The 25,925-nt window shown below is 70.3% G+C and carries 28 protein-coding genes; 18 read left to right on the top strand and 10 right to left on the bottom strand.

The genetic code is table 11. From position 1 onward, the window contains the following. The first annotated feature begins 98 nt into the window (after positions 1 to 98). From OG303_RS27460 to OG303_RS27445, 4 genes are all read left to right on the top strand, one after another. Positions 99 to 1,097 carry an ROK family protein gene (locus OG303_RS27460; protein ID WP_405871626.1) on the top strand — a complete coding sequence of 333 codons (999 nt, stop codon included), beginning with the start codon at positions 99 to 101 and terminating at the stop codon, positions 1,095 to 1,097. A 35-nt stretch (positions 1,098 to 1,132) separates the two neighbouring features. Further along, positions 1,133 to 2,305, top strand: a complete 1,173-nt coding sequence (nagA, locus tag OG303_RS27455) for an N-acetylglucosamine-6-phosphate deacetylase (RefSeq protein WP_405877504.1) — start codon at positions 1,133 to 1,135, stop codon at positions 2,303 to 2,305. 135 nt (positions 2,306 to 2,440) lie between these two features. Then, on the top strand, positions 2,441 to 3,358 hold the full coding sequence (locus tag OG303_RS27450; RefSeq protein ID WP_405871625.1) for a 1-phosphofructokinase family hexose kinase: 918 nt from the start codon (positions 2,441 to 2,443) through the stop codon (positions 3,356 to 3,358). 142 nt (positions 3,359 to 3,500) lie between these two features. Beyond that, positions 3,501 to 3,857, top strand: a complete 357-nt coding sequence (locus OG303_RS27445; protein WP_405871624.1) for a peptidase inhibitor family I36 protein — start codon at positions 3,501 to 3,503, stop codon at positions 3,855 to 3,857. An 84-nt stretch (positions 3,858 to 3,941) separates the two neighbouring features. Here the strand turns inward: OG303_RS27445 and OG303_RS27440 are convergent, their stop codons facing one another. Next, positions 3,942 to 4,874 (bottom strand): carbohydrate-binding protein, encoded by a 933-nt coding sequence (locus OG303_RS27440; RefSeq protein ID WP_405871623.1) that lies wholly within the window; start codon positions 4,872 to 4,874, stop codon positions 3,942 to 3,944. A gap of 132 nt (positions 4,875 to 5,006) precedes the next feature. Beyond that, positions 5,007 to 6,665, bottom strand: a complete 1,659-nt coding sequence (gene cdgB, locus OG303_RS27435; RefSeq protein ID WP_405871622.1) for a diguanylate cyclase CdgB — start codon at positions 6,663 to 6,665, stop codon at positions 5,007 to 5,009. A 373-nt stretch (positions 6,666 to 7,038) separates the two neighbouring features. Between cdgB and OG303_RS27430 the strand changes: the two genes are divergently transcribed. Then, positions 7,039 to 7,623 (top strand): flavin reductase family protein, encoded by a 585-nt coding sequence (locus OG303_RS27430; protein WP_405871621.1) that lies wholly within the window; start codon positions 7,039 to 7,041, stop codon positions 7,621 to 7,623. Positions 7,624 to 7,698: 75 nt separating this feature from the next. Here OG303_RS27430 and OG303_RS27425 read toward each other — a convergent pair whose 3' ends face one another. Then, positions 7,699 to 8,577: a sigma-70 family RNA polymerase sigma factor gene (locus OG303_RS27425; protein ID WP_405871619.1), complete on the bottom strand. Its 879-nt coding sequence runs from the start codon at positions 8,575 to 8,577 to the stop codon at positions 7,699 to 7,701. Between the two features lie 191 nt (positions 8,578 to 8,768). Further along, a complete protein-coding gene (gene arfB, locus OG303_RS27420) occupies positions 8,769 to 9,206 on the bottom strand; it encodes an alternative ribosome rescue aminoacyl-tRNA hydrolase ArfB (protein ID WP_405871618.1) in 438 nt (145 codons plus the stop codon). Between the two features lie 158 nt (positions 9,207 to 9,364). Here arfB and OG303_RS27415 point away from each other — a divergent pair, with 158 nt between their 5' ends. From OG303_RS27415 to OG303_RS27405, 3 genes are all read left to right on the top strand, one after another. Continuing rightward, a complete protein-coding gene (locus OG303_RS27415; RefSeq protein ID WP_405871616.1) occupies positions 9,365 to 9,940 on the top strand; it encodes a TerD family protein in 576 nt (191 codons plus the stop codon). Positions 9,941 to 10,095: 155 nt separating this feature from the next. Continuing rightward, a complete protein-coding gene (locus tag OG303_RS27410) occupies positions 10,096 to 10,623 on the top strand; it encodes a GNAT family N-acetyltransferase (protein WP_405871615.1) in 528 nt (175 codons plus the stop codon). Between the two features lie 216 nt (positions 10,624 to 10,839). After that, entirely contained in the window at positions 10,840 to 11,109 is a 270-nt protein-coding gene (locus OG303_RS27405) for a hypothetical protein (protein ID WP_405871614.1), read from the top strand. A gap of 10 nt (positions 11,110 to 11,119) precedes the next feature. Here OG303_RS27405 and OG303_RS27400 read toward each other — a convergent pair whose 3' ends face one another. Further along, positions 11,120 to 12,520, bottom strand: coding sequence for a M1 family metallopeptidase (locus OG303_RS27400; protein ID WP_405871613.1), 1,401 nt, complete (start codon positions 12,518 to 12,520; stop codon positions 11,120 to 11,122). Positions 12,521 to 12,573: 53 nt separating this feature from the next. Between OG303_RS27400 and OG303_RS27395 the strand changes: the two genes are divergently transcribed. Further along, a complete protein-coding gene (locus OG303_RS27395) occupies positions 12,574 to 13,074 on the top strand; it encodes a hypothetical protein (RefSeq protein WP_405877502.1) in 501 nt (166 codons plus the stop codon). A 241-nt stretch (positions 13,075 to 13,315) separates the two neighbouring features. Here the strand turns inward: OG303_RS27395 and OG303_RS27390 are convergent, their stop codons facing one another. Then, entirely contained in the window at positions 13,316 to 14,047 is a 732-nt protein-coding gene (locus tag OG303_RS27390; protein WP_405871612.1) for a pentapeptide repeat-containing protein, read from the bottom strand. A 151-nt stretch (positions 14,048 to 14,198) separates the two neighbouring features. On the opposite strand from OG303_RS27390, the gene OG303_RS27385 reads away from it, so the two are divergent. From OG303_RS27385 to OG303_RS27375, 3 genes are all read left to right on the top strand, one after another. After that, positions 14,199 to 15,362, top strand: a complete 1,164-nt coding sequence (locus OG303_RS27385) for an FAD-dependent oxidoreductase (protein ID WP_405871610.1) — start codon at positions 14,199 to 14,201, stop codon at positions 15,360 to 15,362. A gap of 88 nt (positions 15,363 to 15,450) precedes the next feature. Further along, positions 15,451 to 16,431 (top strand): zinc-binding dehydrogenase, encoded by a 981-nt coding sequence (locus tag OG303_RS27380; RefSeq protein ID WP_405871609.1) that lies wholly within the window; start codon positions 15,451 to 15,453, stop codon positions 16,429 to 16,431. A 74-nt stretch (positions 16,432 to 16,505) separates the two neighbouring features. Beyond that, on the top strand, positions 16,506 to 18,008 hold the full coding sequence (locus tag OG303_RS27375; protein WP_405871608.1) for an MFS transporter: 1,503 nt from the start codon (positions 16,506 to 16,508) through the stop codon (positions 18,006 to 18,008). 120 nt (positions 18,009 to 18,128) lie between these two features. On the opposite strand, the gene OG303_RS27370 is transcribed toward OG303_RS27375, so the two are convergent. Beyond that, positions 18,129 to 19,535 carry an NAD(P)/FAD-dependent oxidoreductase gene (locus tag OG303_RS27370; protein WP_405871607.1) on the bottom strand — a complete coding sequence of 469 codons (1,407 nt, stop codon included), beginning with the start codon at positions 19,533 to 19,535 and terminating at the stop codon, positions 18,129 to 18,131. A 10-nt stretch (positions 19,536 to 19,545) separates the two neighbouring features. Beyond that, the gene (locus OG303_RS27365) at positions 19,546 to 20,202 is read right to left on the bottom strand and encodes a rhomboid-like protein (RefSeq protein WP_405871606.1); all 657 of its coding nucleotides are present in this window, start codon (positions 20,200 to 20,202) and stop codon (positions 19,546 to 19,548) included. Between OG303_RS27365 and OG303_RS27360 the strand changes: the two genes are divergently transcribed. From OG303_RS27360 to OG303_RS27350, 3 genes are all read left to right on the top strand, one after another. Continuing rightward, complete coding sequence (locus OG303_RS27360) at positions 20,201 to 21,124, top strand: aminoglycoside phosphotransferase family protein (protein WP_405871605.1); 924 nt, start codon at positions 20,201 to 20,203, stop codon at positions 21,122 to 21,124. The two genes, OG303_RS27365 and OG303_RS27360, sit on opposite strands and share 2 nt — an antisense overlap. Positions 21,125 to 21,134: 10 nt before the next feature. Continuing rightward, a complete protein-coding gene (locus OG303_RS27355) occupies positions 21,135 to 21,617 on the top strand; it encodes a GNAT family N-acetyltransferase (protein ID WP_405871604.1) in 483 nt (160 codons plus the stop codon). A gap of 93 nt (positions 21,618 to 21,710) precedes the next feature. Beyond that, a complete protein-coding gene (locus OG303_RS27350; protein WP_405871602.1) occupies positions 21,711 to 22,736 on the top strand; it encodes a DUF4037 domain-containing protein in 1,026 nt (341 codons plus the stop codon). A gap of 69 nt (positions 22,737 to 22,805) precedes the next feature. On the opposite strand, the gene OG303_RS27345 is transcribed toward OG303_RS27350, so the two are convergent. Next, positions 22,806 to 23,081, bottom strand: coding sequence for a hypothetical protein (locus OG303_RS27345; protein WP_405871601.1), 276 nt, complete (start codon positions 23,079 to 23,081; stop codon positions 22,806 to 22,808). A 74-nt stretch (positions 23,082 to 23,155) separates the two neighbouring features. Further along, entirely contained in the window at positions 23,156 to 23,947 is a 792-nt protein-coding gene (locus OG303_RS27340; protein WP_405871600.1) for a hypothetical protein, read from the bottom strand. A gap of 428 nt (positions 23,948 to 24,375) precedes the next feature. On the opposite strand from OG303_RS27340, the gene OG303_RS27335 reads away from it, so the two are divergent. The 3 genes from OG303_RS27335 (at position 24,376) to OG303_RS27325 (ending at position 25,894) form a co-directional block, all read left to right on the top strand. Beyond that, a complete protein-coding gene (locus OG303_RS27335; RefSeq protein ID WP_405871599.1) occupies positions 24,376 to 24,834 on the top strand; it encodes a hypothetical protein in 459 nt (152 codons plus the stop codon). Positions 24,835 to 25,051: 217 nt separating this feature from the next. Further along, on the top strand, positions 25,052 to 25,345 hold the full coding sequence (locus tag OG303_RS27330) for a hypothetical protein (RefSeq protein WP_405871597.1): 294 nt from the start codon (positions 25,052 to 25,054) through the stop codon (positions 25,343 to 25,345). Positions 25,346 to 25,585: 240 nt separating this feature from the next. Next, a complete protein-coding gene (locus OG303_RS27325; protein ID WP_405871595.1) occupies positions 25,586 to 25,894 on the top strand; it encodes a hypothetical protein in 309 nt (102 codons plus the stop codon). The last annotated feature ends 31 nt before the right edge of the window (positions 25,895 to 25,925 follow it).

The following is a 25,925-nucleotide window of genomic DNA, read 5'->3' as shown; positions in this document are numbered from 1 at the left end:
TCAACCCTGCTGTATCGACGTTCAACATGCGGACACGATAGGTCTACACCACGTAAGTGGACTAGACCTCTTACGGGTCGGGGGGCCACACTGTCCCCGTGAGACATGTCATCGCCCTCGACGTGGGCGGCACCGGGATGAAGGCCGCGCTGGTCGCCGCCGGCACTGTGCCTTCCGGGGGCAGCCTCGATCAGGGGCTGCCGCCGCGGGCCCCCGGGCCCCCCGTGCTGCTCCATCAGGCCCGCCGGGCGACGGGGCGTGAGCGCGGTCCGGACGCGGTCGTCGAGGGCATCCTCGCCTTCGCCGCCGAACTCAGTGCCTACGGCGCCGAGCACTTCGGCGAGCCCGCGTCCGCGGCCGGCGTCGCCGTCCCCGGCATCGTCGACGCCGACCGGGGCATCGCCTCCTACTCGGCCAACCTCGGCTGGCGCGACGTCCCCCTGCGCGACCTGCTCGCCGGACAACTCGGCGTCCCGGTGGCCCTGGGCCACGACGTGCGCACCGGCGGCCTGGCGGAGGGCCGGATCGGCGCGGGCAAGGGCGCCGACCGCTTCCTCTTCGTGCCCCTCGGCACCGGCATCGCGGGCGCGATCGGCATCGCGGGCCGGGTGGAGGCGGGCGCGCACGGCTTCGCGGGCGAGATCGGCCACATCGTCGTACGGCCGGGGGGCAGCCCCTGTCCGTGCGGGCAGATCGGCTGCCTGGAGCGGTACGCCTCCGCGGCGGCCGTCAGCGAGGCGTGGGCGGCGGCCTCGGGCGACCCCGACGCGGACGCCGCCGACTGCGCGAAGGCCGTCGCGTCCGACGACCCGAACGCCGTACGAGTCTGGCAGGACGCGGTGGACGCACTGGCCGACGGCCTGGTCACCGCCCTCACCCTGCTGGACCCGCGCACCCTCATCATCGGTGGCGGCCTGGCCGAGGCGGGGGAAACCTTGTTCACACCGCTCCGGGACGCCGTCCGGCGGCGGGTCACGTTCCAGAAACTGCCGTCGATCGTCCCTGCGGCGCTGGGGGACAGCGCCGGATGCCTGGGCGCGGGACTCCTTGCCTGGGATCTCCTAGCCACCACCGACCGCACGGAGGTAACGCCCTGATGGCCACCCCCCCTGGGGCGCGGGACAGCGCCGACATGCGGCTCAGCCGCGGGGCGCGACCCGCCACGACGCACCCGAAGGTACTGACCGGCGCCCGGGTGGTACTGCCCACCGGCACGGTGACCGACGGCCGCGTCGTCATCGACGGCACCCGAATCGCCGGAGCGGCTCCCGAGAACGCCGAGACCATCGACGTCAGCGGCCACTGGATCGTGCCGGGCTTCATCGACATCCACAACCACGGCGGCGGCGGAGCCTCCTTCTCCGGCCCGGTGGACGACGTGCTCAAGGCCGTCCACACCCACCGCCGCCACGGCACCACCACCCTCGTCGCCTCGACCGTCACCGACGACATGGACATCCTGGTCAAGCAGGCCGGGCTGCTGTCGGAGCTGGCCGAGCAGGGCGAGATCGCGGGCATTCACTTCGAGGGCCCGTTCATCTCGCCGTGCCGCAAGGGCGCGCACTCCGAGGCGCTGCTGCGCGATCCGGACCCGGCGGAGGTGCGCAAGCTGCTCGACGCGGCGCGCGGCAGGGCCAGGATGGTCACGCTCGCCACCGAACTGCCGGGCGGCCTCGACTCCGTACGGCTGCTGGCCGAGCACGGCGTCATCGCGGCGATCGGGCACACGGACGCGACGTACGAGCAGACGGTGGAGGCGATCGAGGCGGGAGCGACGGTCGCGACGCATCTCTTCAACGCGATGCCGCAGATCGGCCACCGGGCCCCCGGCCCGATCACCGCCCTCCTGGAGGACGACCGCATCACCGTCGAGCTGATCGACGACGGCACGCACCTGCACCCCGCCTCACTCCAGCTGGCGTTCCATCACGCGGGCGCGGGGCGGGTCGCGTTCATCACCGATGCGATGGACGCGGCCGGCGTCGGAGACGGGCGCTATCTGCTCGGCCCACTGGAGGTCGAGGTCAGCGAAGGCGTGGCGCGGCTGGTGGAGGGCGGTTCGATCGCGGGGTCGACACTCACCATGGACCGCGCGTTCAAGCGGGCGGCGACCGTCGACGGGCTGCCGGTGGAGGACGTCGTGGCCGCCAGCTCGGCCAACCCGGCCAAGGTGCTCGGCATGTATGACACCGTCGGCTCCCTGGAGCCCGGAAAGGACGCCGACCTGGTGATTCTTGACCATCAATTCGACCTCAAGGGCGTGATGCGCCGCGGCGAATGGGTGGTCGATCCCCAACTGGGGTGATGTGTCCGGCTGTTGAGGGCGGCGGTTGTCCTGGGAGACTGGGACGATCGCCGTCCGTTTGGCATGATCACTCTTCCGGACGGACAGAAACGGCACACGCGTTCCGCATTCTTTCTTCGGGGGAGGTCGGCCCAGGTGATCCTCACGGTCACGCTGAACACCGCTCTCGACATCACGTACCGCGTACCGGCGCTGAGGCCGCACATCTCGCACCGGGTCAGCGAGGTGACGGAACGCCCCGGCGGCAAGGGCCTGAACGTGGCCCGCGTGCTGGCGGCCCTCGGCCACGAGGTGACGGTCACCGGCTTCACGGGCGGTGCGACGGGCCGCATCGTCCAGGACCAACTGACCGCCACACCGGGGCTGGTGGACGCACTCGTCCCGGTCTCGGCCCCGACCCGGCGCACCATCGCCGTCGTGGACGAACAGACCGGCGACACGACCCAACTCAACGAACCCGGCCCCACCATCACACCCGCCGAGTGGTCCGCCTTCCAGGAGTCCTACGAGGACCTGCTCGCATCGGCATCCGCGGTCGCCCTCTGCGGCAGCCTGCCGCCGGGCGTGCCGGTGGGCGCGTACGCCGGGCTCGTGCGGACGGCGAGGGCGGCCGGAGTCCCCGTACTCCTCGACACGAGCGGCGAAGCCCTGCGCCGCGGGGTAGCCGCCCGCCCGGACATCGTCAAGCCGAACACCGACGAACTGGCCGAACTCACCGGCTCCCACGAGCCGTTGCGCGGAGCACAGGACACCCGGCGGCGGGGCGCCCGTGCGGTGGTCGTCTCCCTTGGCCCGCAGGGCCTGCTGGCGCTCACCCCGGAGGGCCGCTGGCGCGCGGTCCCGCCCTCCCCCGAGCACGGCAACCCCACCGGCGCCGGCGACTCGGCCGTCGCCGGCCTCCTCTCCGGCCTGCGGGACCAACTCCCCTGGCCGGACTGCCTCACCCGCGCGGTCGCTTTGTCGGCAGCCACCGTACGGTCCCCGACAGCGGGCGATTTCGACCGCGCGGCCTACGAGAAACTCCTGGCGCAGGTGTCGGTGACGGCGGCGTGAAAGCCTTGCAACCCTCGCCGGACATGCCCTCCCAGCAGTTTGGCCGAGAAACGCCCTTCCCCTCGTGACAGCCGAATGATCGGATGATCACGTGTTCGCTGCATTGACCAGCAGCGAAAGATATCAGTAGGGGGAACCTCATATGAGCGCGCTCAAAAAAGGCCTGACGACAGTGGCTCTGACCGGCGCGTTGCTGGCCGGCGCCTTTGCCACACCGGCCGCGGCGGCTGACCCCAACACCTGCCCGCAGGGGAAGGTCTGCGGATGGTCGGGGAAGAACAGGACGGGAACCAGGACCGTCATGTCTGTAACGCCCGGCTGCTATCCGTTCACCACTGCCCGGTCCGTCTCGAACCAGACGTCCTATCGCATTGAGTTCTGGCACATCACGCCCGGCACCGGCTGCGACGTCGGCACCAAGCTGATCACTCTGAAGCCGCACACCTACTCGGACAACCCCGGTAACACCGTTACGGGGATCGCAGTCTACGGAGGTTAGTGCCGCGGCCTTTTTGAAGGCCAGTTGCCTGAGCTTCATGACGGTCCGCCGGTTCCTCCGGCGGACCGTTTGGCTGTCCGGCCCCTACTCAAGCCACAGTTGATCGAGAAGCGCGTCGCACTGGTTGCCCTGGTTGCACGCGATCTCGATGACGTTGGTCCCCTTCTTCAAGGTGACCGGAGCCCACGTGGACTGCCAGCCCTTCTCGTAGTCTCCCTTGGGAGAGCCGATGAAGTTCTTCAAGCCGAGCGGCTGGCTGTTCGCCTTGCTGTTCACCACCAGCGTCGCATTGGCGTCGACGCCAGGGATGCTGTAGCGGGAGTACAGCCGGTAGTCGCCTGCCTTCTCAATGCCGTTGACGGTCCAGGTGACCGTGGCTCCGACCTGGTTGAAACCCGTCACGTAGACCCCGCCATCGGCCTTCGCACCCTTGACGTCAGACGCGGTGGTCACCCCGGTCCCGAGGCTCAGTGCCTTCGCGTCCGTCTTCGGCAGATCCCCCACCGCGCTGGCGCTCGCCGACTGGCTCGGCTTCGAGCTCTGCCCCGTGGACGGCGTGCTGGAGGCGTCGCCGCTCGCCTTGTCGTCCGAGTTGCCGTTCATCATCGCCACGCCGATGCCTATGACGACCGCGGCGACCACCGCGATCGCGCCGATCAGCAGGCCCTTGGTGTTGGGGCCGCGGCCCCGGCCACCACCGTCGCTGTACGCGGGCTGCTGCGGAGCCGTGGGGGCACCGCCGCCCGGGAAGGTCTCCGGCGCCGCATAGTTGGCGTTCGGCCGGCCGTACGTGCCCTGCTGCTGCGGCACCTGGCCGTAGGCGGCCGTCTGCTGGGCCTGGGCCGGCTGGCCGTACTGCCGCTCGCCGACCGGACGCACCCGGTTGACCGAGCCCGGGTAGCCGTAGCCACCGCCACCGGACGGCGGCTGGGCTCCGTTGGCCTGCCCGTCGGCGTAGAGGTAGCCGAACGGGTCGTCGTCCTCGGGCGTACTGGCGCCGTTGTTGCCGGACGTCATCCCTGGGTACTCCTCAGCAGGTGCGGGTCGGTGCGATACGTAGGGTCAGAATGGCGAGCCTACCCGCTCCCGCTGGCCCAAACGGGTGACTCGGATCGCATCGCATCAGGGACCTGGCCCCTGACCTGGAGATCAACCCGCGCGTCTGTGCTGTTTGGGACGAGATCGTTTCTCTACGTACATCCGCTCGTCGGCGGACTTCAACACTTCGTCCGCAGTCATTCCGCAGTGCGCCCACCCGATGCCGAAACTGGCACCCACGCGCATGGCCCGGCCGTCGACCCGGATGGGCTGGATGATCTCGTTGCGCAGACGTACGGCGAGGTCCTGGGCGTCGGCCTTGCCGAGCCCGTCGGCCAGCACCACGAACTCGTCGCCGCCGAGCCGGGCCACGGTGTCGCCGTCGCGCACCTGGCGCGACAGCCGCCGGGCGACCTCGATGAGCACCGCGTCACCGGCGTTGTGCCCGAACCGGTCGTTGATCGACTTGAAGCCGTCGAGGTCGCAGAAGAGGACCGCGAGCCCCTTGGCGCCGTCGTCGTGCTCGCCCTCGGGCGCGGCCGTGTGCACATGGTGATCGAAGCCGTCGTACACCTCGACGGCGCCGCCCGGCCGGAAGTCGAAGCCGTGGCCGCCGGCGTCGTAGACGGGATGGCCGTAGGCCGCGTCCAGGGACTCGAGGGCGCCGGGGTGGTCGGCGCGCTGACACAGACGGGAGGAGAGGCGGGAGCGCAGCTCGGCGGAGTTCGGCAGACCGGTGAGCGAGTCGTGGGAGGCGCGGTGGGCGAGCTGCAGCTCGCGGCGCTTGCGCTCCTCGATCTCCTCGACGTGGGTCAGCAGAAAGCGGGGGCCGTCGGCGGCGTCGGCAACAACGCTGTTGCGAAGGGAGACCCAGACGTACGTGCCGTCCCGGCGCCCGAGACGCAGTTCGGCGCGCCCGCCCTCGGCGGAGGTCCGCAGCAGCGTGCCGATGTCCTCGGGGTGGACGAGGTCGGAGAAGGCGTAGCGGCGCATCGCGGAGGCGGGGCGGCCGAGCAGACGGCACAGGGCGTCGTTGGTACGCAGGATCCGGCCGTGCTGGTCGCCGCCCATCTCGGCGATGGCCATGCCGGAGGGGGCGTACTCGAAGGCCTGCCGAAAGCTCTCTTCACTGGCTCTGAGAGCCTGCTGTTCGCGTTCGAGTCTGACCAGTGCGCGCTGCATATTGGCACGTAGACGCGCGTTGCTGATCGCGATAGCGGCCTGGAACGCGTACATCTGGAGCGCTTCGCGCCCCCATGCGCCCGGCCGCCGGCCGTTGCGCGGCCGGTCCACGGACAGGACGCCGATCAGCTCACCGCAGGAGCCGCCGGGCCCGCCCGGCGTGTACATGGGAGCGAACAGCCGGTCGGAGGGGTGCCACTCGTCCTCGAAGCGGGGCGCGGGCCCGTCGGTGTACCACTGCGGGACGTCGTCGTCGTCGAGGATCCAGCCCTCGGTGTGCGGTATGAAGACCAGGTCGCCCCAGTGCTCGCCCATGCTCAGGCGGCGCTCCCAGGAGTCGCGGGAGCCGACACGGCCGGTGATGAGCGCCTCGGCCGCCGCGTTGCCGGCGAAGGCGGCGACCACGAGGTCGCCGTCGGGGCGGACCAGGTTGACGCACGCCAGCTCATAGCCGAGGCCTTGGACCACGCCGTCGGCGACGGTCTGCAGGGTGTCCGCCAGGCTGCGGGCCGTGTTCATGTCAGCCATGACCTGGTGCAGTTGCCGCAGAGTCGCAAGGCGGACGTAGGGCTCCGACTCGGTCTCCATTGCTCGCCCTCCCCCCCGAGACCTCGCAGCGAATCAAGGGTTCTCATCGGCGTATCGTTCTGGCAGCTTCCCAGCCACTGAATCACAGCGCGCTGCCCACTCGGTACACAGGGTCAACAATTAGTGCCCCTTGTGACTCAAGTCACAGCGAAAGATGAACAATTGAGTGGGGTTTCTGCGTTTTCCCTGTGCGTTTACCGAACGCAAACTTTGTGGGTTTGTGGAGATGCCGCACAAGGGTACGTCGGGCGCTCCCCATGGCCTTCGCCGAGACTCCGCGGGATCTTCTCTCGGTCTCCGTCGGTGGTCCTAGGTCCGGTCTCGGACTGTGGCCCGATGCGGCCCGTGCAGGGCGGACATTAGCGTTTCCGGCGTGCCGAACACTCCCGCTGCCACATTCCCGATCACCGCCCCGCCCGCCTCCGGGCATGCTGAGGGGGTGAGCAACGACGAGTTCCGCGCCGCCATGTCCCGGCTGGCCGCGGGCGTGGTCCTGGTGACCGCACAGGAGCCCTCCCTCGACCCGGACGACCCGTCCGCGCCGGTGGGCGAGGACGTCGGCATGACGGCGACGTCCTTCATGTCCGTCTCCCTCGATCCGCCCCTGGTCCTGGTCAGCCTGCGCGAGGGCTCCCGCATGGACGACCTGCTCGACGAACAGCCCCTGTGGGCGGTCTCGGTCCTCTCCGAGAGCCAACGCCACATCGCCGGCCGCTTCGCCATGAAGGGCCGCATCAGCGACCGCCTGCTGTTCGAGGACATCCCCTACGCCCGCGGCAAGGCAACCGACGCCCCTCTGGTGCGCGGCGCCCTGGCCACCCTGGAATGCCACACGGAACAACGCGTACGGGCCGGAGACCACACCCTGGTGATCGGCCGCGTACTGACGGCGGGGCTACCCAGCGCGGACGGGGGCCCACTGGCGTATTTCCGGGGGCGGTACCGGCAGTTGGGGTGAACCGGGCCCCCGCACGCGGCGGCCAAGTCGGCCCGGCGCCGCCCCAGACCAGCCGCTCAAGCCCCCGCAGCCGCGCTAGACGAGCTTCACATCCAGCCCAGCCACCCGCTCGGAATCCGTCACGATCTCGATGACGGCAATCCGCTCCCGCACGAACGTGAAACTCAACGCCCGCTCCAGCCGCCCCTCCAGGAACACCGCCAGCCCAGTCGCACCACCCACCAACGCAGGCCGCGCCACATAAGCAAAGTGCGCAAAACTGGCCGCCCCCCTGGCCACAGCCTCCGCCCCCGTGGTCACACCGACATCGGTCCGCGCGACGACATCCGGATCGAGCAGCTCGACCAGCGCCTCGAAGGACCCCTCCCGCGCGGCCGCCAGAAACGCGTCCACGACCGCCCGCTGCCGCACCAGATCCGCATCGGGCGCATCCGCCCCCTGCACCCTCCGCCGCGCCCGACTGGCCAGCTGCCGCGCCGCGTCCGGGCTGCGCCCCACGATGTCCGCGACCTCCTCGAAGGGCACCGCGAACAGATCGTGCAGCACGAACGCGAGCCGCTCGGCGGGCGTCAGCGTCTCGAGTACGACGAGCAGCGCAACCCCCACGGAGTCCGCGAGCAACGCGTCCTGCTCGGGGTCGGCGGCCCGGTCGTCCGACACGCGCGCGGTGCCGTCCACGGTGCTGTCCAGCGACTCCTCCGCACGCGACTTGCGCGAGCGCAGCATGTCCAGGCAGACCCGGCCGACCACGGTCGTCAGCCACCCCCCGAGGTTGTCCACCTGCCGGGTGTCGGAACGGCTCAGCCGGAACCAGGCCTCCTGCACCGCGTCGTCGGCCTCGGCGCCCGAGCCGAGCATGCGGTAGGCGACGGCCCGCAGATGAGATCGATGTGATTCAAAACGCCGGGCCAGGAATTCGCTGCCCTCATCCGCCGGGAATTCGTTGTCGTTCATCGCCACAGCTCCCCGCACCCAGGTCCGTTGTCGCTACTCAGCAATCAGCACTCAGTGACATGACGAACGAGGCGACGAGGATGTGACAAAGGACGTTCGACGAATACTTTCCCGCACTCGGCCTTACGACCAGGCCGCCCAGCCCGGGCTTACGACCAGGCCGACGAGTCCGGCCTTACGACCGCCCCGGCCTACGACCAGTCCCGACCGGACCGCCCCCGCTTGGTGTCCGACCGCTGCTTCTTCTCCCGCAGCCGCCGCTCATTGATCCCCCGCGGAATCCGGGTCGCCCTGCGCGGCTTCGGCGGAGGCGCCGACGCCTCGGCGAGCAGCGCCGCGAGGCGCACCGCGGCGGTCTCGCGGTTGCGCCACTGCGAACGGTGCTCGGAGGCGCGGACGGTGACGACGCCGTCGACGAGCCGGCCGGCCAGCCGCTCCAGCGCCCGCCGCTTCCACACCTCGGGCAGTGCCTCGGTCTTCGCCAGGTCGAAGCGCAGCTCCACCTGTGAGTCACTGGTGTTGACGTGCTGCCCGCCGGGCCCCGACGACCGCGAGAAACGCCACATGAGCTCGGCCTCGGGCAGCGAGACGGAGCCACGGATGGGATAGGGACCGGACATGCCGTCCATGGTCGCGCGGCTGTCCGGTCCACGTCACCCGAATAACGTGGGTAAAGAAAGTAAAGAGGCGGGGAACCTCTGGTACACCTCTCGGCGTTCATAGAGGTAGCGGTAGCTTCGTCCCCAGTACGAAGCCCGTACGCAACGAGGGAAGGGACTCCCAAACCATGGCTGTAAGCCTGTCCAAGGGTGGCAACGTCTCGCTCACCAAGGAGGCTCCGGGCCTGACCGCCGTCACCGTGGGCCTCGGCTGGGACGTCCGCACCACCACCGGAACGGACTTCGACCTCGACGCCTCCGCGATCGCGGTCAACCCGGAGGGCAAGGTCTACTCCGACGCCCACTTCGTCTTCTTCAACAACAAGAACACCCCGGACAACACGATCGTCCACACCGGTGACAACCGCACCGGCGAGGGCGCGGGCGACGACGAGGCGATCAACGTCAACCTGGCGGCCCTCCCGGCCGACGTCGACAAGATCGTCTTCCCGGTCTCCATCTACGACGCCGAGAACCGCTCGCAGAACTTCGGCCAGGTCCGCAACGCGTACATCCGCATCCTCAACCAGGCCGGCGGCGCCGAGATCGCGCGCTACGACCTGTCGGAGGACGCGGCGACGGAGACGGCCATGGTCTTCGGCGAGCTGTACCGCAACGGCGCGGAGTGGAAGTTCCGCGCGGTGGGCCAGGGCTACGCCTCGGGCCTGGTGGGCATCGCCCAGGACTTCGGCGTGAACGTCTGACGCAGGCAGGGCAGTGCGGGAGCCCCCGGTCGTCCGGCCGGGGGCTCCGGCGTTCCCACCGTCACCCCATCGCCCCACCGCCACCAGGACCCGCGCCTGTTCGCCGGTGCCGCGCGGTTCCCGGTCGCCCGCGCACGAGCGATAGGTTGCCCGGCGTGATCCTCACCCCCCTCCCCGTCACCCCCGACCACGACATCCCGGCCCCGCTCCTCACCGAACTCACCGCGCTCTACGCCTCGAACCGCGAGTTCCAGGCCCTCAGCGGTGACTTCCCGGACCCCGACGACATCCGCCCGGAGCAGGTGGCGGTCGCGCTGGCCGACGAGTTGGCGAATCCGGACGTGGAGGTGCTGCTCGCACGCGCCGCCGGACTCCTGGTGGGGGTGGCGATCACACTCGCCCACCACCCCGACCCGGCCGATCCGGACCCGTGGATCGGTCTGCTGATGGTGGACGCGGGCGCACAGGGGCAGGGGTACGGGCGACGGATCGTGCAGGACGTCGAGGACCGCTTCCGCGCCGCCGGCCGAACCGCCGTACGCCTCGCCGTCCTCGACGCCAACCCCAAGGCCCTGGCTTTCTGGACGGCGCTCGGCTACGAGGTGATCGGCCACCGCCGGGACCTGCAACTGGGCCGTCCGTGCGCGGTGTTGAGGAAGCAGTTCCCCACCCCGCAGCCATGAGCCGCGGCGCGGCGGTGCAGTATGCCCGCGTGGAGTGGATGACCCTGGCCGGTACGGGAGTCGGCGCGCTGGTCGGCGTCGGCTCGACGCTGCTCGCGGACCGGGCGCGGTGGCGCCGGGACCTCGCGGAGCGAACCCGGCAGGAACGCAAGCAGATCTACGTGACGTGCCTGGCGAAGTACCGGCAGGCCTACGAGGACATGTACACGGCGGGGCGTGACACCGGACGGGGCCGTACGGGAGGCGTTCCGGGCCTCGGGCTGCGACGAGATACGCGAGTCGGCCCTGATCTGCGCCCCGCAGGACCTGTCGGACGTGCTCGAGGACGTCTACTCGACCCTCCGAGAACTTCTGGAGGTGCTCGCCGCCGGAGACCCGCCCCTCGACTCGCCCGAGTTCCAGGAACACCGTCTCAGGCACGGACAGGCGGTCTGGGCGGCGCGCGCGGCCATGCGCCGCGACCTCGACCTCGACCGTCGGCCGTGACTCCCCTCCGCTAACGGTGCTCCGGCTTCCCCTTCCCGTACAGCCAGTCCTTCCAGATCGGGCCGAAGTCCTTGTCCGGCACCTTCTTCTCGACGTACGCCGTGAAGTCGTCGGTGTCGGCGTTCCCGTGGCGGTGCGTGGCGGCCCAGCCCTGGATGATGTCGTAGAAGGTGTCGTCGCCCACGGTCTGCCGGATCTTCTGGAGGACCATCGCACCGCGCATGTAGACCGGGGTGTCGGAGATGTGCGCGGCGCTGCTCGGTTTCGCCGGCGGGAAGGCCCACAGGTCCGGGTTGTCCTCTTCACCGTGGTCGTAGAGCGCGTCGAAGGTCTGCCGGGCGGTGTCGCCGCCGTGGTCCTCGTCCCACAGCCACTCCGCGTACGTCGCGAAGCCCTCGTTGAGCCACATGTCCCGCCAGGTCTTGGGGGTGACGGAGTCGCCGTACCACTGGTGGGCGAGTTCGTGGACGAGGGTCTCGGTGTCGGGGGCGCCGGGGAAGACGGGCCGGTTCTGGGTCTCGAGGGCGTACCCGGCGTCCTGCGGGCGGTCGACGATCGCGCCGGTGGAGGAGAACGGGTACGGCCCGAAGTTGTACTCCTCCCACTCCATGATCTCGGGGATCTTCGCGAGCACCTTGCGGCCGGCCTTGGCCTCGGTCGGGTCGACGGCGACGTAGACGGGCAGACGGTTCCTGCCGAGGGTGGACCGGCTGATGTCGTAGTGGCCGACGGCGACCGTGGCGACGTAGCTCGCCATCGGCTCGGCGGTGTGCCAGGAGAACGTCGTACTGCCCTTGCTGCTCGTCTCGCCCCTCAACTCCCCGTTGGACACAGCTTGCAGACCCTTCGGCACGCTGACCGCGATGTCGTACGACGCCTTGTCGGAGGGGTGGTGGTTGCCGGGGAACCACGCCATCGAGCCGGTGGGTTCGCCGAGCGCGAGTGCGCCGTCGGTGGTCCGCAGCCAGCCCTCCTCGGAGCCGTCGGGGTCCGTGATGGTCTGCGGGGTGCCGGAGTAGCGGACGGTGACGCGGAAGGTCTCGTCCTCGTCGAGATCGTCGCGCGGGCGGACGGTGAGCTCCTGCCCGGCACGGTTCCAGCGGGCACGTTCGCCCTCGACGGTGACGTCCTCGACGTCCAGTCCCTTGAAGTCGAGGTCGAAGGCGGAGAGGTCCTTGGTGGCGCGGGCGGTGAGGGTCGCGGTGCCGGCGAGGTGGGGGCGGTGTCCCTCGTCGGTGTCGTAGGCGAGCTTCAGGTCGTAGTGCGTGACGTCGTATCCGCCGTTGCCCGCCTTCGGGAAGTACGGGTCGCGTACGCCGGGGCCGCCCGGGGTGCCGTGGACGCCCGCCGAGCAGGCGGCCAGGGCGAGGACGAGCAGGACAGTGGGGACAACCGGCGCGGATCGGGACACGACAGTGATCCTAGGCCGAGGGGGTGCCCGAGCGGCGTGACACCATCTCGTACGTGCTCGACATCGGCTACGCCCTCTCCAACCGCTTCCCGGACCCCCCGCAGACGGACTACCGCCGCGCGGACGTCCACGCCCTGCGCCACGACCTGTTCTGCGGTGACGTCTACCTCGCCGACACCAAAGCGGACCGGGAACTGTCCACAGCCTGGGGATGGGTGCCGGTGCTCGACTTCGCGTGGGCGCTGTGCGACATCGTGGAACGGCTGGACCGGGATCCGGTGGGTTCCCGCGCCGCCCGTCCCCAGCACGCGGAGCTCGACTTCACCGAGTCGACCGACCGCATGCTCTTCGAGCGCCGCTTCGGGTGGGTGGACGTCGAGTCCGACTGGATGCCGGCGGAGGAGCCGCCGCTCAACTTCTCCCACGCCGAACTGCGCCGCGAGGCACGGGACTTCCTGCACGACCTGATCGCCGACCTGGTCGATCTGCACGAGGACCTCGGTGAGAACCCGGCGATCTGGACCCTGCAGGCCCGCTTTCCCCGGGTGCGGTGAGCTTCGGTCGGTGTCTGCTGAGGCTGCCGGCCCCGGACGCCAGACCCCGAACCCCGGACCTCAGACGCCAGACCCCAGACGCCAGACGCCAGACCCCGGACCTCAGACGCCGGGCCTCAGACGCCGGGCCTCAGACGCCGGACGCCGGACCCCGGCTTCGACCCTGAACGGGCCTCGTCCTCAACCTCCGGACGGGCCGAGTGACGCCGACCGGCGGCCCACGGCAAGAGGCCCCGTCCCTTCACCCCTCCACCCGCACCCCCATCGCCGCCGCCAACACCGGCGCCAGATCCAGCAGTTGCGCCGGACTGATCACCGCCCCCGCCAGCCGGTCCACGCCCCGCGCGATGCCCAGCTCGGCCGCCGCTCTCAGGTCCACGTCCTTCAGGACCGCCGCGGTGAGGTCCGCCTCCTTCAGTACGCAGTCCACGAACTCCACGCGCTCGAGGTGGGCGCCCCCGAAGTCCGGCTCCACCAGCACGCAGCCCTCGAAGACGACATCCTTGAGCCTGGCGCTGCGCAGGTTGAGATAGTCGATCTTGCCGCCGCGGATCACGACCCGTTCCAACGCGGCACCGTGCAGCTGCACCCCTCCCAGGCGGGGGTCGACCACCTCGACGTCCCGCAACGTCGCCTCCGAGAGGTCCGTGCCGACCCCTCTCAGCCCCGTCAGGACCGAGTCGAGGATCCGGGCGTGCTGCAGCCGCGTCTCGTCCAGCGCGCACCCCGTCACCGCGCAGTCCATGAACCGGGCGCCCCCGCCGTCCTGCCCGGCGAAGTCCGTCTCCCGGAACTCCAGCCCGTCGTAGTCCCCGTCCGGCTCCAACTCCCCGCCCCCGAACGGCTCCAGCGCAGGCAACCGCACCTCCGGCCGCCGCGCCCCCTTCACCGCCGTACGGCTGGAACCGGCCCCACCGCCGGAACCCCCCGTCCCACCGGAACCACCCGCCCCGCCCGCCACTCTCCTCGTCATGCCCCCATGGTGCACCCCGCCACCGACAATCCCCCCGACCACTGCCTGGCCCTCCCCTGACCTGCAAAAACGCAGCCCATGTCACATTCCGGTGCCGCACATCCGTCGTACTGGCAGAAAGGCGCCCCCGACCCGAGGGAGACCCGCACCCATGCACCGCATCACCGTCATCGGCGGCGGCCTCGCCGGACTGGCCGCTGCCGTCACCGCTGCCGAGGCGGGCGCCAAGGTCACCGTGTTCGAGGCCCATCACACCCTCGGCGGGCGGGCCCGGACCGCGGAGGGCCCGTACCGGACGAACGACGGACCGCACGCCCTCTACAGCGGCGGCCCGCACTGGACCTGGCTCAAACAGCGGGATCTGATCGGGCCGCTGGCCCCGATCCCGCCCCTGGAGGCGGCCCGGCTGCGGCTGCGCCACCAGGGCGTCCTGCGTCGCACCCCGCCCTTCGCCATGCTCAAGCTGCTGCGCCACACCGCCCGGCAGGCGCCCGTCGACGTCGACTTCAGGACATGGGCCACGGGGCAGGCCGGCGAGGAGGGCGCCCGCGCCGCCGCGAACTACTCAGCCGTCGCCCTCTTCCACCACGACCCCGGAGCCCTGTCCGCCGCGTTCGTGCAGGAACGGCTGCGCCGGGCCACCAAGCTCCCGCCCGAGGCGCACTATCCGCGAGGCGGCTGGGCGAATGTCGTCGACCGGATGGCCGCCCGCGCCTGGAATCTGGGCGTGCGGATGGAGACCCTGTCGCGCGTCGACACCACTGAGACGACCGGCGGCCCCGTCATCGTCGCCACCTCCCTGGACGCCGCCCGGCGGCTCCTCGGCGACAACTCCCTGACCTGGACCGGCGGTCGTACGACTCTCGTCGACCTGGCCGTGCGGACCCGGCGCGGAGACGCCTTCGCCGTGTCCGACCTCGACTCCCCCGGCTGGCTGGAGCGGTTCTCGGCGCAGGACCGTTCCCTCGCCCCCGCCGGCGAGCAACTCGTCCAGGGCCAGATCCCCATCGCCCCGCACGAGACGAAGGCCGACGGCATCGCCCGTGCCGAGGAGCTCCTCGACCTCGCCTTCGACGGCTGGCGCGGACGCGTCACCTGGCGGCGCGAGGCCGTCGCGAACGGCCGTACCGGCGCCGTGGACCTGCCCGGCACCAGCTGGCGCGACCGGCCGGCCATCGACCGCGGCGACGGCGTGTACCTCGCCGGCGACCAGGTCGCGGCCCCCGGCGTCCTCTCGGAGGTCTCCTTCAACAGCGCCCTCACCGCGGTCTCCCTGGCCCTCGGCCGCCAGGCACTTGACCTCAAGGAAGCTTGAGGTTGAAGAGTGGGCTGCCTGACGAACCGCCGGCACCGAACGGATGCCGCGCAACACACGACGCCGAACAGTTGATGGGGGACCCACCATGCACGCCATCCGCCTGCACGCCTTCGGCCCGGCCGAGAACCTCACCTACGAGGAGGTCGAGGACCCGCTGCCGGGCCCGGGCCAGGTCCGTATCGCCGTAGCGGCCGCGGGAGTTCACCTGCTCGACACCGCCCTCCGGGAGGGCGAGCAGGGTCCGCTGCCCCAGCCGACGCGGCTGCCCACCATCCCGGGCCGCGAGGTCGCCGGCGTCGTCGAGTCGCTGGGCGAGGGCGTCGCCTCGCTGTGGCTAGGCAGGCGCGTGGTCGTCCACCTCGGCTTCGCCCCCGGCGGCTACGCCGAGCTGGCCGTCGCCGATGTCGACCGGGTGCACGAGATCCCCGCCGACCTGGACCACGCCCAGGCGGTCGCCATGATCGGTACGGGGCGTACGACGATGGGGATCCTGCAGTTCGCCGAGCTGGGCCCGGACGCCGTGGCCGTGATCCCGGCGGCCGCCGGCGGCATCGGCACCCTGCTCGTGCAGTACGCGAAGAACGCCGGCGCCGTCGTCATCGGCCTGGCCGGCGGCCCGGAGAAGACGGCCCGCGTGCGGGAGAACGGCGCCGACCTCGCCGTCGACTACAAGGACCCGGAATGGCCGGACAAGGTCCGCGCCCATCTCGGCGGCCGGGCCGCCACCGTCGTCTTCGACGGCGTCGGCGGCGAGGTCGCCCGCCACAGCACACAACTCCTCGGACCCGGCGGCCAACACCTCGTCTTCGGCTGGTCCGCCGAAGGAATCCGCGACGGCGAGCCCTACCTCGTCGACGGCGTCTCCGAGCGCGTCCTGGGCCCCGTGATGATACGGAAGGCGGGCGGCCCGAACCCCGTACAGACCCTGGAACTGCGCGCCCTCGCCGAGGCCGCCGCGGGACGACTGACCCCCGCCGTACAACGCTTCCCGCTCACCGAGGCCGCGGCCGCGCACCGGGCGCTGGAGACGCGCGGGACGACAGGAAAGGTGGTACTGGAGCCGTGACCAAGTGGCATGTGACCTTGCACAAAGCATCATCCGAGGATGCGATACGCCCCGATTCATGGTCTTCTGACCGAGTGAGTGTCACCCGGGCAGGTGAATCCACCCCTCCCGTGGACGCCGACCCCCGCCGCTGGTGGGGCCTGGTGGTCATCGCGCTCGCGCAGCTCATGGTCGTGCTCGACGCGACCATCGTGAACATCGCGCTCCCGTCCGCCCAGCAGGACCTGGGCATGTCCGACGGCAACCGGCAGTGGGTGATCACCGCCTACACGCTGGCCTTCGGCGGCCTCCTCCTGCTCGGCGGCCGTATCTCCGACCTGGTGGGCCGCAAGCGGACGTTCATCTTCGGGCTGATCGGCTTCGCCGCCGCCTCCGCACTCGGCGGCGCCGCCGTCAACTCCGGGATGCTCTTCGGCGCCCGCGCCCTCCAGGGCGTCTTCGCCGCCGTACTCGCCCCCTCGGCCCTGTCCCTGCTGACGACGACCTTCACCGACCCCAGGGAACGCGGAAAGGCCTTCGGCATATACGGCGCCCTCGCGGGCAGCGGTTCCGCCATCGGGTTCATCGTCGGCGGTCTGCTCACCGAGTACCTGAACTGGCGCTGGTGCCTGTACGTCAACGTGCCCATCGCGATCGTCGCCGTTTTCGGCGCCTTCGCCCTGCTCGGCGACCGCCCCGGCCACGCGGGCGCCCGCCTCGACGTGCCGGGTGCGGTGCTGGGCTGCGGCGGCCTGGTCGCGATCGTCTACGGCTTCAGCGAGGCCGAACCGCGGGGCTGGACCGACCCGCTGGTGCTCGGCCTGCTCGCGGGCGGCGTCGTCCTCCTCGTCACTTTCGTGTGGTGGCAGACAAAGGCACGCATGCCTCTGCTCCCCCTCCACATCGTCAAGGACCGCAACCGCGCCGGCTGCTTCCTGACCATGGGGCTCGCCGTGATCGGCCTGTTCGGCCTGTTCCTCTTCATGACCTACTACCTGCAGGTCATCCTCGGCTACTCGCCGGTCAAGACGGGCCTGGCCTTCCTGCCCCTCACCGCCGCGATCATCACCGGCTCCACCCAGATCTCCGCCCGGCTGATGAACCGCGTGGCGCCGCGCGTGCTGATGGTCCCCGGCATGGTCCTGGCGGCGAGCGGCATGGTGATCCTCACGCAGATGACGGTCGACTCGTCCTACACCACCGAGATCCTCCCCGCCCTGCTCCTCATGGGCCTCGGCATGGGCCTGACCTTCATGCCGGTCTTCGCGACCGCCACCGCGGGCGTCGCCCCGCAGGACTCCGGAGTGACCTCGGCGACCGTCAACACCTCGCAGCAGGTGGGCGGTTCGATCGGTACGGCCCTGCTGAACACCATCGCCACCACCAGCAGCGCGACCTACATCGCCGCCCACCTCCACAACCCCGCCCAGCGGGCCCTGATCGCCAGGGAGGGCGTCGTCCACGGCTACACGGTCGCCATCTGGTGGGCCGTCGGCATCATGCTCCTGGCCGGTCTGGTCGCGGGGCTGATGGTGACGGCGAAGGCACCCAGGCACGGTTCTCCGACGGAAGCGCCCGTACCCGAACCGGTGGCGTAGGCCGACCCGGACCGGGGAGGGACCCCACGGACCGCGGGCCCCTCCCCTCCGACTCCAGCCCTCAACTCACCTGAGCCGGCAGGCCGTTCGGCCACCCCTCACCCGGCAGCCCTCGCCACCTCAGTGCCGCCCCGCCACCCGGTCCGCGATCTGCGCCAGCTTCGACGACTCGGCGCTGTGGGTGCTCCGCTCCCGCCGGTCCGCCGCGCGATAGGTGGCGTACATCCCCTGCACGCCCAGCCACCGCAACGGCTCCGGCTCCCACTTGCGCACCTTGTGCCCGACCCACGGCAGTTCGGTCAGCTCGGTCCGGCCACCCTGCCCCGAGTCGAGCTGCACCAGATCCCTGAGCGTCCGCGCCGCGAGATTCGTCGTGGCCACGCCCGACCCCACATACCCCCCGGCCCATCCCAGCCCCGTCGCCCGGTCCAGCGTCACCGTCGCGCACCAGTCCCGGGGCACCCCGAGCACCCCCGACCAGGCATGTTCGATCCCCACCCCGGCGAGGGACGGGAAGAAGCGCACGAGAATCTCCCGCAGCGCCTCGATCGTCGCCTCCTGAGTCCGCCCGTCGTTGTCGGTCCTCGACCCGAAGCGATACGGCACCCCGCGCCCGCCGAGCGCGATCCGCCCGTCGGCGGTGCGCTGCGCGTACATGTACGCGTGCGCCATGTCGCCGAGCGCCTCGCGCCCGTCCCACCCCACCGACTCCCACTGCTCGTCGCTGAGCGGCTCGGTCGCGATCATGGACGAGTTCATGGGCAGCCAGGTGCGCCGCTGCCCCTTCAGACTCGCGGTGAACCCCTCCGTGCAGCGCAGGACGTAGGGCGCCCGCACCGTCCCGTACGGCGTCACCGCATGCTTCGGCCGGATCTCCGTCACCGGCGTCGACTCGTGAATGACCACGCCGAGGGCCTCGACCGCCCCCGCCAGCCCCTTCACCAGCTTCACCGGATGCAGCCGCGCCCCGTGCGGAGTCCAGCTCGACCCCACCGCATCCGCCACCCGGATCCGCTCGGCCGTCTCCCCCGCGTCGTACAGCTCACGATCCTTCTCGCCGTACGACAACTCGTGCTCGTGAAAGGCCTTCAGCCGCGCCAACTGAGCGGGCGTACACGCCACTTCGAGCACGCCGCCCTTGTGGACATCGGCCTCGATGCCCTCTTCGTCCGCCGCCCGAACGACCTCGTCCACGGTGTCGTTCATGGCCTTCTGCAGCCGTACGGCGGCCTCGTGTCCGTGCAGCCTCGCGTACCGGTCGCGCCCCGCGATCCCGTTGTACAGCCAGCCACCGTTGCGCCCCGAGGCCCCGTACCCGCAGAACTTCTGCTCGAGGACGGTGATCCGCAGAAAGGGCGCCGCCTTCTTCAGGTAGTACGCGGTCCACAGCCCCGTATACCCACCCCCGACGATCACGACGTCGGCGGACGCGTCACCGCCGAGCGGTGCCCGCACCGCCGGGAGACCGTCGTCCGCGTACCAGTAGGAGATGCCGCCGTTCACGACACTGCTCGCCGAGCTGCTCATGGCCGGAAAGTTAACCCCTCAGAGCGGCCACTGTCTCCTTCGGATTCCACACCTCTCCACGCCCCATGACCAGCGGATAACACGCGAGCCCGATCACCACGGAGAGGGAGTGCCCGAAGTCGGTGAAGGTCGGCGCGGACACGAGCGGAGCCCCGTACACGACCAGCACGACCGCCAGATACCCGTACCGCCAGGGCGCCGCGATCCGGTATGTCAGCACCGCCACCACCCCGGCGAGCGCGTAACTCACGCCGATGTCCATGGAGTTGATCGCCGAGTGCGGCACCATCCCGTCCCGCACCGCCTTCAGCAACGCGCCCTCGCTGATCAGCGTCGCGAGCACATGAGCGGCCACACACACCATCAGCCACCGCACCGTCCCGAGCCACCGCTCGGCCTGCGCATGGAACACGCTGTAGAGGAACACGTACGGCACCCAGTGGCCCCCGTCGATCCACATCGCACTCTGCACCAGCACCCGCGAGGGGTCGCTCGACAGCTCACGGATGTTCGTGGACCGCGCCCGCAGGAACTCCTGCTCGAACTCCGGCGACATGTGGTGCAGGGCGACGGTAGTGACGAACAGAATGGCCAGCCAGACGTATGTGCCGGGGGCACTGCGGACATACGCCCACAGTCTGTCGCCGAGGCCCCGGAAAATTCGCATGAGGCGATTCAGCCACGCCAGTATCGTCGCGACGGTGATCGACATTCCGGATGAACTGATCGCCCAGCACGTACGGTACGGCGGGGAGGCGGGACGCGCCTTCGTCGCCGGGCTTCCGGAGCGGGCCGAGCGGTTCCTGGAACGCTGGCGGCTGCGGGTGGACGGGCCGTCGATGTACGGCCGGTGCGCGCTGGTGCTGCCCGTGCTGCGGACCGACGGGTCGGGAGCCGTGCTCAAACTCCAGGACGTCGACGAGGAGACCGCCGGCGAACCGGTCGCGCTACGCGCCTGGAAGGGCAACGGGGCGGTCCGGCTCCTGGAGTCCGACGCCCGGACCGGCACCCTGCTGCTCGAACGGCTCGACGCGGGGCGGCTGTTGGCCGACCTGCCGGACACCCGCGAGGCGACGCTGGTCATCGCCCGGCTGCTGGCCCGGCTGACCGCCACCGAGGCCCCGGCGGGGCTGCGACGGCTCGGCGACATCGCGACCGGGCTGGCGGAGCGGGCCTCGACGGTGCTGCCCCGGCTCCCCGATCCGCCCCAGCGGCGACTGCTGGCGGACTGCGCGGCGGCGATGCGCGAGGTCGCCGCCGCGCCCGGCGACCGTCTCCTCCACTGGGACCTGCACTTCGAGAACGTACTCGGCTCCGACCGCGCCCCCTGGCTCGCCATCGACCCCAAGCCACTCGCGGGCGACCCCGGCTTCGACCTCTTCCCCGCGCTGTGGAACCGCTTCGACGCGGACGAGGTGCCGTGGCGGTTCGACGCCATGACGGACGTCCTCGGGCTGGACCGGGACCGGGCACGCGCCTGGACGCTGGGCCGGGTGCTGCAGAACTCCGTGTGGCAGCTCGAGGAGAACCGCGCCCCGCTCCCCGAACACCTGGAAATCGCCCACCGCCTGCGCGACCACCCCAGCTAGCCTCACCGGCATGATCCGCACTGCAACCCCCGCCGACATCCCCGTCATCCACGCCCTGATCCGCGAACTGGCCGACTACGAAAAGGTCCCGCACGAGGCGAAGGCCACCGAGGCCCAACTCCACGAGGCCCTCTTCGGCCCCCACCCCGCCGCCTACGCCCACATCGCGGCCGACGACACGACCGGCACCCCGGTCGGCTTCGCGCTCTGGTTCCTGAACTTCTCCACCTGGCGCGGCGTCCACGGCATCTACCTCGAGGACCTCTACGTCCGCCCCACCGCCCGAGGCACCGGCCACGGCAAGGCCCTCCTCACCGAACTGGCCCGCATCTGCGTCGCCCGCGGCTACGAACGCCTCGAATGGTCCGTCCTGAACTGGAACACCCCGACCATCGCCTTCTACGACTCCCTCGGCGCCCGCCCACAGGACGAGTGGACGGTGTACCGCCTGACGGACCAACCGCTCAACGAGCTTGCTGGACAGAGTGGATGACGATGTGAAGCAGATATGGGTACGAAGCGGATGACGTCATGAAAGTGTGAAAGCACCCCGCATGACCTCTCACCGAATGGGCACGGCCCTGGCATGAGCGCCTCGAATATGCCGCCCTTCGTCCCCGGCCTCGAACTCTCCCGCCGCTTCTACACGGAAGCCGTCCGCTCCTTACTCGAGGAGGCCGCCCCCGGCATCCCGCACTCGGCCGCCCGCATGGGCAGCGGTTCCGAAGTACTCGGCTTCGACACCCCGCGCCCGGCCGGCCACGCACGGGGCCCGCGCCTCCAGCTCTTCCTCCACCGCCGCGACGTCTCCCGCCACGCGGGCCGCATCAGACACATCCTCGCCGAACACCTGCCGAAGACCTTCCACGGCCACCCCGTCCGCCACGAGGTCGAAGTCACCCACATCTCCGCCTGGTTCACCGCCGAACTGGGCTTCACCCCCTCCCCCGACATCACCCCCACGGACTGGCTCGCCACCCCCACCCAGCTCCTCGCCGAGGTCACCGGCGGCGCCGTCTTCCACGACGGCCTCGGCGAACTCACCCCCCTGCGTCACGCCCTCAGCCGGTACCCGCACGACGTCTGGCTCCACGTCCTGGCGGGCCAGTGGCGACGCATATCCCAGGAAGAGCCCTTCGTCGCCCGCTGCGGCGAGGTCGGCGACGAACTGGGCTCCGCGGTCGCCGCCGCCCGCCTCGTACGCGACCTCATGCGCCTGTGCATCCTCATGGACCGCCGCTACCCGCCCTACGGCAAATGGCTCGGCAGCGCCTTCGCCCGCACCTCCGCGGGCCACCACCTCACCCCGGTCCTCACGGCCACCCTCGCGGCCACGGACTGGTGCAGCCGCGAGAAACACCTCGCCGAGGCGTACGAGACCGTCGCGGGCCTGCACAACCAACTCAGGCTGACGGACCGGGTCGCCACGACCACCCGCCTGGAACGGTTCGCCGAAGTTCTGGTCGCGCGCATCTCCGACCCGGCGATCAAGGAACTGCCGACCGCCGGCGCCGTGGACCAGTTCCTCGACGGCGCGGAGGTCCTGACGCGCCCCGAACTGGCACGTGCCCTGTACCAGGACGTGCGAAAGCCCAGGCCGGATTGCTCCTGACCTGGGCGTTTGAGCCCCCCGAAGGGGAGCTCAGGAGGATCTTGGCGGAGAAGCGCGCAACGCGGTCGCTCAGAGCGCCCTGCTGTTGCAGCCCATGTCCGAACCGAGGTGGCTGGGCTGGGAACCCGGGTCGCCTTCGCCGTTCAGCGCGTTGCCCAGCAGGCCGTTGACGGCGCCGACGTTGCCGAGAACGTCGATGTTCATGTCGTGAGAGCGACACTCGATGCCCTGCGTGACGTCGAGGTCGTGCCCGGGCTCGCCGTGCGCGAAGACGGGGCCGGCTCCGAAGGAGCCGATGCTGCCGAGGACGGCGCCCACGATGGCGACCTTCTGAAGCTTGCGCATTTCTTCTCCATTGAATCGAGCGAATGTGATCTGCAGCAGATCGAGTTGAGACAGGGACAACTACAGGGCGGCCGTCAGCCCAGTCGGGGAAGCCCCAACTGACCCACGGGAGGCGCCGCCACCTGTCCAAGGCCGAGCCCGGGCACCGACGGCGCGCTGGCGGGCGAGATCAGCGGGTTGATGAGCGGGTTCACCTCGGGGTTCACCTGCGGGTTCACCTGCGGGGCAACCCGCGGCGGGGGCTCCGGGTTGAACACCTGCGGCATGGAGACCTGCGGGGCGACCTGCGGAGTGACCTGCGGCGCCGCCTGCGGGGTGACCTGCGGCATGACCTGTGCCGGCTGCTGCTGAGGCGCGGCCTGCTGCTGAGGCGCGGCCTGCTGCGGGGCGTACGACGGAGAACCGGAGGCCTGCGCGCCACCCCCCGACGAGGCCCAGGCGGAAGCCTGACCCATCTGCTGCGGAGCAGGCGCCGAAGGAGCGGCCTGCATCATCGGCTGGGCGTACGGCTGCGGACCGGCCTGCGCGTTACCCGCCGAAGTGGACGCGGCCATGACCTGCGGAGCGCTCTGCTGGGGAGCCGGGTAGTACTGGGGAGCGGGCGCCGGGGCCGCGGCCTGGGGCGCCGGGTAGTACTGAGGAGCAGGCGCCTGGTACTGGGGAGCGGGCGCCGGGGCGGCCTGGGGCGCCGGGTAGTACTGGGGAGCGGGCGCCGGGGCGGCCTGGGGTGCGGGGTAGTAGGGAGCAGGCGCCGGATTGGCACCGTTGTACCCGACTTGAGCGTCGGCGTGGCTGACGCCGGCGCCGATGGCGGACAGACCGCCGGCCGCTGCTACGACGAGCGCGGCCTTGTGAAGCTTTCGCATGGAACCCTCGGCCCTTCAATACCTGTACAGGGAAATCCGTTGTATTCAGTGCAGTCTTGCGTGCGCTCAGTCTGATGGTCGTACTGCGCCCTAACAGGGGTAATCCTGGGCTGTCTTGTGGACTTCACGCCGGAGCCGACAGCGGATCCCGTCGCCCCTCTCTCCGAGTTCATGACCGCTGCCCTCTCCCAGCTGGCAACGACATTTCCTCCGGTCCGGTCACGGGATCCCACATTCCGTCACCCATTTGGCATCGATCGGATTACCGGCCCGCCCGTCGATGATTCACGCCCCCGGCAAATGGGTGACCGCGCCCCGACTCCCGTGACTGGCCCCGCACTTATCTCGTTCCCCACTGGACCAGAGTGATGGTCATCGCAGCATTTCAGTACGTTCCATGCACAGGTCAATGAAGGGCCGAGGGTTCCATGCGCAAGTTCCACCACGTCGCGCTCGTCGCAGCTGCGGCAGGCGGTCTGTCCGCCATCGGCGTCGGCCCCAGCTTCGCCGACGCCCCCGCCGCCTATCCCCCCGTTCCGCAGCAGGGCGCCCAGGCCGCGTCGTGGACCGCCTCCGAGGCGACCGCGCACGGCTACGGCTCGCCGGCCCCGCAGCAGCAGGCCGCCCCGGCACCGGGTGCCGATGTCAGCCCGCAGGTCAACCCCCAGGTGAGCCCGAAGCTCAGCCCGCACCTGTCCGCGCAACCGGCCCCGGCACAAGCCTCTTCGGCGGACCAGACGAACCTCTTCCGTCCATACCAGGAGTGCAGCCCGCAGAACCTGCTCAACGCCAATCTCCCGGTCGCCGTACTCGCCGCCGCCGAGACCAAGGGCGTCAGCTGCACGCAGGCCAACAGCCAGGCGAACGCCCTCGCCAAATCCCACTAAAGCCGCTGGACCGGCGGCTGTTGACGCTCGGCGCGGGCTCTTCGGAGGCACCCCCGGCGGGCCCGTGAGCAGGCGATGCGGCTTCAGGGTGCTTCCACGACAAGATCACAAGACACGGCGCGTCGCTGTCCGTTTTGCGCATATTTCCTATTAATCTCCGTAACTGTAAGAAGTCGATCTGCTACAGATCGCAACGACTCACTCCACCGGAGATGACATGCACAAGCTTCGCAAGGCTGCCGTCCTGGTCGCTGCCCTCAGCAGCGTCGGGCTCCTGGGTGCCGGTACCGCCCACGCGGGCGACGAGGGCCACGGCGGGAAGGGCGGCGACCAGCACACCAGCGTCCTGCAGAGCTCCAACTGCAAGTCGCACGACCTGAACCTGGACGTTCTCGGCCAGGTCGGTCTGCTCAACGGCCTGCTGGGCAGCGCGCTCAACGGCGAGGGCAACCCGGGCGCGCAGGACACGCACATCGGCTCGAGCATGGGCTGCAACAACAGCGCCTTCTAGTCGCGTGACGGTCGCATAGTCGACCGGTAACGGGATTCAGGTCCCGGTGCCGAGCCCAAGGCTCGGCACCGGGACCCCTTTTGTTACGGGCGGGAATTTTCCCGCCATCGACCAAGGCGGTGAGGATTCCTCGAATTCGGCGCGCCGCACGGTTTCTTACGGATATTTCCTATTAGCCTCCGTAACTGCACGAAGTCGATCTGTCACAGATCGCATCCACTTCACTCCACCGGAGATGACATGCACAAGCTTCGCAAGGCTGCCGTCCTGGTCGCTGCCCTCGGCAGCGTCGGACTCCTGAGCGCGGGCGCCGCCCACGCCGACCAGGGCGGCTGGGGTTCGGGCGAAGAAGGCGCTCGTGGCGGCTCCACCTTCAGCGTCCTGCAGAGCACCACCTGCCGGTCGCACGACGCCAACGTCGACGTCCTCGGCCAGGTCGGCATCCTCAACGGCCTCGGCGGCAACCTGCTGAACGGCGAGGGCAACGCCGGCGCGCAGGAGACCTCGCTCGGCTCGAGCATGGGCTGCAACAACAGCGTCGGCAAGTAAGACAAAAAACCTTCCTCGGTGCTCCGGCCAA

This window comes from Streptomyces sp. NBC_00005, from assembly GCF_045160215.1.
In the GTDB taxonomy this organism is placed as follows: domain Bacteria; phylum Actinomycetota; class Actinomycetes; order Streptomycetales; family Streptomycetaceae; genus Streptomyces.
Note: the sequence above shows the minus strand (reverse complement) of the source record. Positions and strands in the feature narration are given on the sequence as shown.